Here is a 10,522-nt window from a genome sequence, read left to right as displayed (position 1 = left end):
ACAGCCCTGCCAGGCGTCAGATACGCAGACGAGTCAGAACCCCGCGACACACCAAGGCAATCACCGATACGCCCGCTTCGCGGGCTACTCGATCAGCATGTCTGGGACGACAGAAGGCCCGGGCCCTGCGTGAGCAGGACCCGGGCCTCCGGTGCGAGCGTCTAGCCCTTGGTCGCGCCGGCCAGCAGGCCGCGGACGAAGAAGCGCTGGAGGGCGAAGAACACGATCAGGGGGACGATGATCGAGATGAACGCGCCGGCCGTGAGGAGCTCCCACGACTGGCCGTACGAGCCCGAGAGGTCCTGCAGCGCCTTCGTGATCGGGAGCCCCTGCCCGGAGGTGAAGACCGTCGCGACCAGCAGGTCGTTCCAGACCCAGAGGAACTGGAAGATGCCGAACGAGGCGATCGCCGGGACCGACAGCGGCAGCACGATGCGGAAGAAGATCTGGCCGTGGCCGGCTCCGTCCACGCGCGCCGCCTCGATGACCTCGCCGGGGATCTCCGAGATGAAGTTGTGCAGCATGAAGATCGCCAGCGGGAGCGCGAAGATCGTGTGCGCGATCCACACCTTCGCGTACGAGCCGTCCAACCCGTTCACTCCGAGTCCGGGGAGGATGTAGAGGTTGCCGATGCGCAGGCCGTCCGAGAACAGCTGCAGCAGCGGCACGAGGGCCATCTGGATCGGCACGATCTGCAGCGAGAACACGAGCACGAAGAGCGTGTTGCGGCCCTTGAAGTCGATCCACGCGAACGCGTAGGCCGCGAGGCTGGCGATCGTGATCGGGATGAGCGCCGCCGGCAGCGTGATGACCAGCGAGTTCACGAACGCCTTGCCCAGCGTCAGGCTGTCGCCGGAGTTGAGCGCGTTCGCGTAGTTGTCGAGGGTGAAGCCGGGGTTGGCGAAGATCGTCCACCAGCCGGTCGTCTTGATGTCGTTCGCGGGGCGGAACGACGAGATGAACAGCCCGAGGGTCGGGATGGTCCAGATCGCCGCGATGATCGCGGCCGCGAGCGTCGCTCCGCGCGAGGTGGTCGCCTTGCGGACCTTGCCGCTGGCCGCCTCGATCTTCGACTCGCCGCGGGCGAGCGCGCGCTCGGTGCTGCGGTCGACCGGAACCTGGATCGGAGTGGGCGTGACGCTCATCGGATCTCCCTCTGCTTGGCGAGCTGGCGGGCGTTGTAGACGACGATCGGGAGCACGAGCAGGAACAGGATGACCGCGAGGGCCGCGCTGTAGCCGCTGCGGGCGCCGAGCTGGAACTGGCGCACCATCTCGAAGGCGAGGACGGTGGTGTCGGAGCGGCCGCCGGTCATCGCCGAGACGATGTCGAAGACCTTCAGGGACGCGATCGAGATCGTGGTCAGCACGACGACGATCGAGGAGCGGATGCCCGGGACGACGACGTTCCAGAACGACTGCCAGGCGTTGGTGCCGTCGAGCGACGCCGCCTCCAGCTGCTCGGACGGCACGCCCTTGATGGCGGCCGAGAGGACCGTCATCGCGAAGCCGGCCTGGGTCCAGATCAGCACGACGACCAGGAACAGCGTGTTCCACGGCTCGAGGCCCAGCCAGTCGACGGGCGAGCCGCCGAACGCGGTGAGGATGCCGTTGAGGACACCGATCTGCTCGCCCTGGCGGGTGTCGTAGAAGAACTTGAAGATGATCGACGCGCCGACGAACGAGATCGCCATCGGCATGAAGACCAGCAGCTTGAAGAACTTCTCGCCGCGGCTCTTGTCGATGAAGACCGCGTAGGCGAGGCCGATCGCGGTGGCGGTGATCGGGGCGAGGAGCACCCAGACCACGGTGTTGAGGAAGGCGGTCACGCCGTCCGGGCTGGTGAAGACCCAGATGAAGTTGTCGAGGCCGGCGAATCCGGAGCCGTCGTTCTTCATGAAGGCGTTCAGCGCGGTCGTGATCGTCGGGTAGATCAGGCCGATCAGGATGAAGAAGGCGGCCGGAGCCATGAACGCGATCAGCTGCAGTCCGTAGCCCGCGCCTTTGCGGGACCGGAAGTCGAGCAGGAAGAGGATGCCGCCGATGACCGCCGCGACGACCGCGACCCACATCACCGAGTTGTAGAGGCCGAACGCGAGGAGGAGGACCACCGGGAGGAGGACCGTGACGGCGAGGCGGAGGATCGTGTAGCCGGTGCCGCGCCGCGGGGCGATCTCGACGAAGAAGAGGATGATCGCGACGACCGCCGCGAACGCCAGAAGGATGATGGGGATCTGCGCGAGCGGGGGGATGCTCGCCAGCCACTGGAAGAAGCCGGACATGGACGCCCTTTCGAGTGCGACTCTGAACTCTGGTGAGGCCCGGTCCGGCCGGACCGCGGGTGCGATCCGGCCGGACGGGCATCGGTCGAGGGCCGCCGCTCCGGGGAGCGACGGCCCTCTCCGCGACTGCTAGGAGGTGTAGCCGGCCTGGATCTCCTCGAGGACCTGATCGGTGCTCGAGCCGTCGATCCAGTCGACCATGCCCTTCCAGAAGCTGTCGGCGCCGACGGACTTCGGCATGAGGTCCGAGCCGTCGAAGCGGAAGGTGGTGTCCGGGTCCTGGAGGATGCCGATGGAGTCCTTCAGGATGTCGCTGCCGGCGTTGGCGGCGTCGAGGCCGGTGTTCGCCGAGATGACGCCACCGAGCTTGACGCGGCTGTTGGCCCAGTCGGCGCTGGCCAGGTACTCCTGGACCTTGGCGGTGTCCTCGTCGTTCGAGAACGCGGCGACCATCTCGCCACCACCGGTGACGGCCTGGGCGTCGCCCGCCTCGGCCGGCGGGGTGAGGAAGGCCCAGACGTCGCCGTCCTCGGCGACGTTGGCGCCGGCCGAGATCAGGAAGCCCTCGAAGAACGAGGCCTGGTGGGTCAGCGCGCAGGTGCCGTTGGCGACGTTCTGCGCGACGTCGCCGAAGGCGGTCGAGTTGATCGAGGAGACGTCGCCGTAGCCGGCGTTGACCAGCGTCGGGTCGAGGAGGATCGAGCCGACCTTGTCGAAGGCCGCCTTGATCTCGGGGTCGGTGAACGGGGTGTCGCCCGCGACCCAGGAGTCGTACACGTCGGGGCCGGCCTCGCGGAGGACGGCGTCCTCGATCCAGTCGGTGCCCGGCCAGCCGGACGCCTCACCGGAGTTGAAGCCCGCGCACCAGGACGGTCCGCCGGTCTTCTCGGCGATGGTCTTGCCCAGCGCCTCCATCTCGTCCCAGGTGGTGGGAACGGAGACGCCCCACTCGGCGAACTTCTTCGGCGAGTACCAGATGTAGCCCTTGACGGAGGCCATCAGCGGCGCGCCGTACTGGGTGCCGTCGACCTGGCCGTACTTCTGCCAGTCCTCGGACCAGTTGTCCTGGACGTTCTTGAGCGCGCCGGCGGGCAGCTCCTGGACCTTGCCGGAGGCGACGGTGTCGGCGAGCAGACCCGGCTGCGGGAAGATCGCGAGGTCGGGGGTGTCGCCACCCTGGACCTTGATGCCGATCTGCTTCTCGAACTCCTTGTCGCCGGTGTACTTGATGTCGATGCCCGACTCCTTCTCCCAGTCCGCCCAGGACTGCTCGAGAAGGGTGGCCTCGTCGCCGTTGATGGTGCCGTAGACGTTGACGACGCCGTCGGCGGTGCCCACGGTGCCGGCGGAGCTGCCGCCGCCCGCGTTCGGGTCGTTCGGGTCGCTGCTGCTCGAGCAGCCGGCGAGGGCGATCCCGGCCGCTGCGAGAACGGCGACGGGAAGGGTGATACGGCGGTGCAGGGATGACCGCATGGTTCCTCCTCATTGAGTGGTGGTTCAGCCGAGGGCCGGTGCCGTCCGGCGGGCCGGCGGGCTGAGGCGACTCGAAGCAGGTGCTGCGACGACTCGGATGCTGTTGGTGGTTCCGTGCGGAGACTCTCCGAGCGGAACACCGGGTTCGTGTGGCTCGGGCCTCCACGGAGGGAAACCTTTCCACAAGATCGATGAAAGCACAACGGCGGCGATAGAGCGCTCTCTGAGATAACGATCCGGCGACGAACCGCGGTAAATCGGGCCGTGCGCCGCGGGAGATCGATCTCGACGCTCCCCCTCGCGTCGAGCCCGGGGTATAACTTTCTGGAACCGTTTCCAGCACCGACGCCGGACGGTCCGGGAGGAACGCCGTGCCAGGCATCGAAGAGGTCGCCGAGCTCGCGGGAGTGTCGAAGGCGACCGTCTCGCGCGCCCTGAGCGGCCGCGGCTACGTCTCCGCCGGGACGAAGCAGCGGGTCGAGCACGCCGCGTCGAGCCTCGGCTACGTCGTCTCGGCCAACGCCTCGAGCCTCGTCACCGGGCGCAGCAACAACGTCGCCGTGATCATCCCGGTGATCAACCAGTGGTTCTTCGGCGGGATCATCGAGGGCATCGAGCGCGCCCTGCTCGCCGCCGGCTACGACCTGCTCCTCTACAACATCGACAAGCACCGCGACGCGCGCCGCAGCGTCTTCGAGTACTACCTCGTCCGCAAGCGCGTCGACGCGATCGTCGCCGTGACCCTCGAGATCTCGCCCGACGAGACGGAGGCGCTGCTCGCCCTGGGCAAGCCGATCGTCGGGATCGGCGGCTCGCTCCCCGGCATCCCCACCTTCAGCATCGACGACGTCGCCGCGGCCCGGCTCGCCACCGAGCACCTGCTCTCCCTCGGCCACGAGCGCATCGTCCACATCGGCGGACTGGCGGAGGAGGAGATGGACTTCCACGTGCACACCAAGCGCCACGAGGGCTTCTCGCAGGCCCTCGCGGCGGCCGGACTCGAGCGCGAGGCCGGCCACTTCGTGCCGACCCGGTTCGACATCCCCGGCGGGCACCGGGCCGGGCGTCAGGTGCTGGGCGACCCGCGCACCCGGCCGACCGCGATCTTCGCCGCCTCCGACGAGATCGGGATCGGCATCATCCTCGCGGCGCGCGAGCTCGGGCTCTCGGTGCCGGAGGACGTCTCGATCATCGGGATCGACGACCACCCCTTGGCCGAGCTGTTCGGCCTGAGCTCGATCCGCCAGGACCCGCGGCAGCAGGGCGAGCTCGCGGTCGCGCTGGTTCTGGAGGCGCTGGCCGCGCTGGCCCGGGGCGAGGCGCCGCCGCCCGCCCGGCACACGACCATCCCCGCCTCCCTCGTCATCCGCACCAGCACGTCGGCCCCGCGGGGCGCGAGAATCGGAGCATGAGCGACTCCGCCGCCCCCTCCCCCGTCGTCCGCGACGCCCCCGAGCGCTCCCGCTTCGAGATCTCCGTCGACGGCGAGGTCGCGGGATTCGCGGCCTACGTCCGCCGCGGCGACGAGGTCGTGCTGACCCACACCGTCGTCGACGACGCCTGGGAGGGACACGGCCTCGGCAGCGTCCTCGCCCGCGCCGCGGTCCTCGCGGTGACGGAAGCGGGAGGCACCGTCGTCCCGCGCTGCCCCTTCGTCGCGGCCTGGCTCCGCAAGCACCCGGACTCGGGCGCCCGCGTCCGCTGGCCCGAGGACTGACGCGGGGCGGCCGCGTCCGCTCCATGCTGATCGAGTAGCCCGCGCAGCGGGCGTATCGAGATCCCCCAGCATCAGAACAGGAGCCTGCAGACCCGCCGTACTGAGGACGCCGGGTCTCGATACGCCCCTGCGGGGCTACTCGACCAGCATGGGGCGGCGGACCTCGTCGGCGTCGGCATGCTGATCGAGTAGCCCGCGAAGCGGGCGTATCGAGATCCCGGCGTCCGCTCAGGCGGGCGCGGTGCGGGAGCCGATCTCCTGGAGGGACCAGGTGTTGCCGTCCGGGTCGGCGAAGTGGGCGTACTTCACGCCGCCCATGTCCTGGACGTCCGACAGCTCGAGACCGCGCTCGACCAGCTCGGCGCGCGCGGCGGCGATGTCGTCGACGACGAGGTGCAGCCCGCGGACGACGCCGTCCTCCGGCCCGGGCCCCATCCCGGTGCCGATCACGATCGAGCACGCGGAGCCGGGCGGCGTCAGCTGGACGACCCGCATCGACGGCGAGGGCCGGACGTCGTGATCGACGTGGAAGCCGACGACGTCCGCGTAGAACGCCAGCGCCCGATCGACGTCGGAGACGGGCACGGGGACGAGTTCGAGTCGCATCTGCACCCGCTCATCCTGCACGAGTCGCTGACGACGGTGGGTCTCGATACGCCCCTGCGGGGCTACTCGACCAGCATGGAGAGGGCGGGGTCAGTCGCGCGGGGCGACGACGAGGCGCTCGTGCATGATCTCGACGGCTCGCTCGAGGACGCGGCGGTCCTCGGGGCGGAGGTCGGCGAAGATCGGCGTGAGGGCGTCGCCCAGCTGGGTGCGCCAGGCGCTGAGCGCGGCGGCGCCGTCGGGGGCGAGGCGGATCTGCCAGGCCCGCGCGTCGGCCGGGTCGGCGATGCGGTCGAGCCAGCCGGCCTCGACGAGGTTCTTCACGATCTTGGTCATCGTGGGCTGCGAGACGCGGCTCTGGGTCGCCAGCTCGCCCAGACGCATCGGCCCCATCGACAGCAGCACCGACAGGGTGCGCCAGACGGCCTGCGACTCCTGGTTGTCGGTGGCCTGCGCGGCGAGGCGGGTGATCCGGTGCGTCACCGAGACGAAGTCGCTCAGCAGCTCGCTCAGCGACACCTCGCTGGGCGGCACGTCGCGGGCCGGCAGGCCTGCGAGCGGATCGATAGCAGTCACCCGCCGATTCTAGAGGCTGCGTCGCGCGGCACCGGGGAGGCCGATCACCCCCGGTCGGGGACGCCGGGGCGGTGACGACAGCGCAGGGAGGACAGCGCGACGACGAGCGGGAACGACGAAGGGCGCCGCCTCCGAGGAGACGACGCCCTGCGCCGGTGGGCCGCCCGAGGGAGGACCCGTGCACCCTGACGGGTGCGAGGGGATTACTTGACGGTGACGGTCGCGCCGGCGGCCTCGAGCTGGGCCTTGGCCTTCTCGGCGGTCTCCTTGTTGACGGCCTCGAGGACAGCCTTGGGGGCGCCGTCGACGACAGCCTTCGCCTCGCCGAGGCCGAGGCTCGTGAGCGCGCGGACCTCCTTGATGACCTGGATCTTCTTCTCGCCGGCGGCCTCGAGCACGACGTCGAACTCGGTCTGCTCCTCGACCTCTTCGGCCGGGGCGGCCGGGCCGGCGACACCAGCAGCGGCGACGGGCGCGGCGGCGGTGACCTCGAAGACCTCTTCGAACTTCTTCACGAACTCAGAGAGCTCGATGAGCGTGAGCTCCTTGAAGGCCTCGATGAGCTCGTCCTGCGTGAGCTTTGCCATGATTTTTCTCCTTGTTGTTTCTTGTCTACGAACCGCGTGCGCACTGCCTCCCGGAGGGAAGCGTCAGCTCGCGGACTCCTGCTTCTCGCGCAGTGCCTCGACCGTGCGAACGGCCTTGGACAGCGGCGCCTGGAACAGGTAAGCGGCACCGAAGAGCGAGGCCTTGAAGGCGCCGGCGAGCTTGCCGAGCAGCACTTCACGGGACTCGAGGTCGGCGAGCTTTCCCACCTCTTCCGCGGTCAGCGGGTTACCGTCGAAGTAACCGCCCTTGACCACGAGGAGAGGGTTTGCCTTGGCGAAGGCACGCAGCGACTTCGCGACGGCGACGGGGTCGCCGTGCACGAACGCGATGGCCGAAGGGCCAGCGAGCTCGGCGTCGAAGGACGAGATCCCGGCGTTGTTCGCCGCGATCTTGGTCAGCGTGTTCTTCACCACGGCGTAGGTCGCGTGCTCACTGATGTCCTTGCGCAGCGTCTTGAGCTGAGCAACAGTGAGACCGCGGTACTCGGTCAGCAGAACGGCGGTCGAACTCTGGAACTTCTCCGTGAGTTCGGCGACCGAGGCTTCCTTGTTCGCCATGGCTACTCCTGTGAATTCTCGTGCCGGTAGCCCGAAGGCACGCAAAGAAAAAGGCTCCGGCGCAGGAGCGCGGGAGCCTGGGGAACGCGATGAACGCGGAACACATCTCTTGCACACCTGCGCGGGCCATTCGCTTCGCGAATCCTTCGTCCGGTGGCGATCCGCGGGGCCTGGGCCCTGCTCGTGCGCACACCGGAAACCGGCGGTCTTTGGCTTCGGGAAGCGTACGACGTGGACGGGGTCGTGCGCAAGTCGGATCGAGGCGGGATGCTGGAGGGATGACCGGCCCGTCCTCCCCTCCCGACCCCGAGACCGGCGGGCACGCCGAAGGCGACCGCGCGACCGAGGGCGCGACCGACGCCGCGATCGCCGCCGTCGAGGGCGAGCTGAGCACCCTCTTCAACCGGGTGCGCGACGCGATGCGCTCCGCCGCCGAGCGCCTGCATCCGGAGCTGAGCACCGCGGGGTACCGGACGCTCGCCACCCTGGAGCGGCGCGGCCCGATGCACTCCGGCGCCCTGGCCGAGCTGCTCGAGACGGACAAGTCCTCGATCAGCCGGCAGATCTCCGCGCTCGACCGCCTCGGTCTGCTGCAGCGCTCCCCCGATCCCGACGACGGGCGCGCGACGATCCTCTCGGTGCCGCCGGAGACCGCCGAGCGGATGCGGGCGATCCGCAGCTCCCGCCAGGCGCTGATGCACGAGGAGCTGCGCCGCTGGGACGCGGGCGACGTCGAGCTCTTCGCCGTCCTCCTGCGCCGCATCACCGCTCTGGACATGCGCGGCGCTACCACCGAGCCCTCCCCCGGACAATCCGGGGCGGGCCCGGCGCCGACCGCGTAGCGTCCACGGGGATGGAACCGCTCGCTCCTCCCTCCCTTCCCGGCGACGTCGACGGCGCTCTGGCCCTCGCCCGCACCCTCTCCGCCGACCCGCCGCGGCCCGGCACCGGCCGCACCGCCGAGCTGCACGGCCTGCTCGAGCGCCTGGCCCGGCACGATCTCGGCGTCGCCCGCGCGATCGAGCCGCACCTCGACGCGCTCGCGATCCTCGGCGAGGCGGGCCTGTCCGCCGCGGACGTCGGCGTGCAGGACGACGCGGTCTGGGGCGTCTTCGCGGCGGAGGGCGGCGACGAGCCGCTCGTCGCGACTCCCGAGGGCGACGCCTGGCGACTGGACGGCGTGAAGCCCTGGTGCTCGCTGGCCGGCCGCCTGGACGCGGCGCTGATCACGGCGCACGTCGGTGGGGGCTCCGGCGAGCGCCGGCTCTTCGCCGTGCGCCTCGGCGACGGCACCGCGACCCCGGAGGAGAACGCCTGGCACCCCCGCGGGCTGACCGAGATCCCGAGCGGGCCGGTGCGCTTCGCCGGTGCGCGCGCCCAGGAGGTCGGTGCTCCCGGCTGGTACCTCTCGCGACCGGGCTTCGGCTGGGGCGGGATCGGCGTGGCCGCCTGCTGGCTCGGCGGGGCCCGGGGCGTCGCCGCGACGCTGGCCCGGGCGGCCGCCCGCCGCGAGGACCCGCACCTGCTCGCGCACCTCGGCGCGGTGGACACCGCCCTGTCCGCCGGGCGCCGCGCGCTCGACGAGGCCTCGGCGCTGATCGACGCGGGCGAGGCCGAGGGCGCCCGCGGTGCACTGCTGGCCAAGCGGGTCCGCGGCACGGTCGCGAGCGCCGTGGAGGAGATCCTGCTGCGCGCCGGCCGCGCGCTCGGACCGGCTCCGCTGGCCCTCGACGCGGAGCACGCGAAGCGGGTCGCCGACCTCGCCCTCTACGTCCGCCAGCACCACGCCGAGCGCGACGACGCGGCCCTCGGCCGAGCGGTCCTGGCCAGCGGCGAGACGGAGGAGTGGTGAGCCGCGTCATCGAGTTCGACGGTCACCTCGAGGGCACCCCGGTCGAGCGCTGGCGCGAGGACGGGCGGCTCGACCGGCTGCCGGTCCTGCCGGAGGACGCACTCCTCGCCGTCGACCGCGTGCTCGCCATCGTCGCGCACGCCGACGACGAGACGCTCGGCTGCGGCGGCACGATCGCCCTGGCCCGCCGCCTCGGCGTCCCCGTGGACGTCGTGATCGTGACGGACGGCGGCGCGGCGCACGGCGCCTCCTCCCCCGGGGCCGCAGCCGCCCTCGTCGCCGAGCGCCGCGCCGAGGTCCGGGCCGCGCTCGACGAGCTCGGCGCCGGGATCGGCCTCGCCTTCCTCGACGTCCCCGACTCCGGCACCCCCGAGCACCGCGACCGGATCCTCGCGGAGGTGCTCGCCCGCGCCGCCGCAGAGCCCGGCCGGGTCCTCCTGCTCTCCACCTGGACCGGTGACGGCCACCGCGACCACCGCGTCGTCGGCGAGGTCTGCACCGAGGCGGCCGACGCCCTCGGCCACCCGCTGCTCGCGGCGCCGATCTGGCTCTGGCACTGGGCCGCGCCCGACGATGCCAAGGTGCCGTGGCCGGCGCTCGCCCGCGTCGAAGCCGACGAGGACCTGCGGGAGCGGAAGGCCCGCGCCCGCGAGCGCTATCCGAGCCAGACCGCGCCGGGACCCGGCGGGATCGCCCCGGTCCTCCACCCGCTCTTCGTCCGGGCCTTCGCCGGCGACGACCGCCTGATCCGGGTCCGCTGATGGCCCGGCCGGAGCTAGCGCACGGCGATCCGACCGACAAGTGGCGGAGAGAAGCCCCGATCCTGCCTAGGCTCGGGGGGACGGACGGGC

12 protein-coding genes are annotated in these 10,522 nt (G+C 71.0%); 5 read left to right on the top strand and 7 right to left on the bottom strand.

Annotated features, from left to right (window positions below):
• Positions 1-161: 161 nt before the first annotated feature.
• The 3 genes from MT351_RS04360 to MT351_RS04350 form a co-directional block, all read right to left on the bottom strand.
• On the bottom strand, positions 162-1,145 hold the full coding sequence (locus MT351_RS04360; protein ID WP_123447787.1) for a carbohydrate ABC transporter permease: 984 nt from the start codon (positions 1,143-1,145) through the stop codon (positions 162-164).
• Positions 1,142-2,281, bottom strand: coding sequence for a carbohydrate ABC transporter permease (locus MT351_RS04355; protein ID WP_123705268.1), 1,140 nt, complete (start codon positions 2,279-2,281; stop codon positions 1,142-1,144). The genes MT351_RS04360 and MT351_RS04355 overlap by 4 nt, the downstream gene beginning before the upstream one ends.
• A 129-nt stretch (positions 2,282-2,410) precedes the next feature.
• Positions 2,411-3,754 carry an ABC transporter substrate-binding protein gene (locus MT351_RS04350; RefSeq protein WP_123737355.1) on the bottom strand — a complete coding sequence of 448 codons (1,344 nt, stop codon included), beginning with the start codon at positions 3,752-3,754 and terminating at the stop codon, positions 2,411-2,413.
• A gap of 371 nt (positions 3,755-4,125) precedes the next feature.
• Between MT351_RS04350 and MT351_RS04345 the strand changes: the two genes are divergently transcribed.
• Together MT351_RS04345 and MT351_RS04340 are read left to right on the top strand one after the other, a co-directional pair.
• On the top strand, positions 4,126-5,166 hold the full coding sequence (locus tag MT351_RS04345) for a LacI family DNA-binding transcriptional regulator (protein ID WP_123737356.1): 1,041 nt from the start codon (positions 4,126-4,128) through the stop codon (positions 5,164-5,166).
• Positions 5,163-5,471 carry a GNAT family N-acetyltransferase gene (locus tag MT351_RS04340; protein ID WP_243581352.1) on the top strand — a complete coding sequence of 103 codons (309 nt, stop codon included), beginning with the start codon at positions 5,163-5,165 and terminating at the stop codon, positions 5,469-5,471. The genes MT351_RS04345 and MT351_RS04340 overlap by 4 nt, the downstream gene beginning before the upstream one ends.
• A gap of 228 nt (positions 5,472-5,699) precedes the next feature.
• Here the strand turns inward: MT351_RS04340 and MT351_RS04335 are convergent, their stop codons facing one another.
• The 4 genes from MT351_RS04335 to rplJ all read right to left on the bottom strand — a co-directional run bounded on the left by MT351_RS04335 (position 5,700) and on the right by rplJ (position 7,819).
• The gene (locus MT351_RS04335; protein ID WP_243581351.1) at positions 5,700-6,083 is read right to left on the bottom strand and encodes a VOC family protein; all 384 of its coding nucleotides are present in this window, start codon (positions 6,081-6,083) and stop codon (positions 5,700-5,702) included.
• A gap of 84 nt (positions 6,084-6,167) precedes the next feature.
• Positions 6,168-6,653 carry a MarR family winged helix-turn-helix transcriptional regulator gene (locus MT351_RS04330; RefSeq protein ID WP_243581350.1) on the bottom strand — a complete coding sequence of 162 codons (486 nt, stop codon included), beginning with the start codon at positions 6,651-6,653 and terminating at the stop codon, positions 6,168-6,170.
• A gap of 203 nt (positions 6,654-6,856) precedes the next feature.
• Positions 6,857-7,240 (bottom strand): 50S ribosomal protein L7/L12, encoded by a 384-nt coding sequence (gene rplL, locus MT351_RS04325; protein ID WP_055791021.1) that lies wholly within the window; start codon positions 7,238-7,240, stop codon positions 6,857-6,859.
• 63 nt (positions 7,241-7,303) lie between these two features.
• The gene (rplJ, locus tag MT351_RS04320) at positions 7,304-7,819 is read right to left on the bottom strand and encodes a 50S ribosomal protein L10 (protein ID WP_123447792.1); all 516 of its coding nucleotides are present in this window, start codon (positions 7,817-7,819) and stop codon (positions 7,304-7,306) included.
• 278 nt (positions 7,820-8,097) lie between these two features.
• Between rplJ and MT351_RS04315 the strand changes: the two genes are divergently transcribed.
• From MT351_RS04315 to MT351_RS04305, 3 genes are read left to right on the top strand one after another with little or no spacing between them, the layout of a single operon-like run.
• On the top strand, positions 8,098-8,661 hold the full coding sequence (locus tag MT351_RS04315; RefSeq protein WP_243581349.1) for a MarR family winged helix-turn-helix transcriptional regulator: 564 nt from the start codon (positions 8,098-8,100) through the stop codon (positions 8,659-8,661).
• Between the two features lie 11 nt (positions 8,662-8,672).
• A complete protein-coding gene (locus MT351_RS04310) occupies positions 8,673-9,671 on the top strand; it encodes an acyl-CoA dehydrogenase (RefSeq protein WP_243581348.1) in 999 nt (332 codons plus the stop codon).
• Positions 9,668-10,432, top strand: a complete 765-nt coding sequence (locus MT351_RS04305) for a PIG-L deacetylase family protein (protein ID WP_243581347.1) — start codon at positions 9,668-9,670, stop codon at positions 10,430-10,432. The genes MT351_RS04310 and MT351_RS04305 overlap by 4 nt, the downstream gene beginning before the upstream one ends.
• Positions 10,433-10,522: the final 90 nt, after the last annotated feature.

The sequence above is a fragment of the Rathayibacter sp. VKM Ac-2926 genome (genome assembly GCF_022815565.1).
GTDB lineage: Bacteria > Actinomycetota > Actinomycetes > Actinomycetales > Microbacteriaceae > Rathayibacter > Rathayibacter festucae.
Note: the sequence above shows the minus strand (reverse complement) of the source record. Positions and strands in the feature narration are given on the sequence as shown.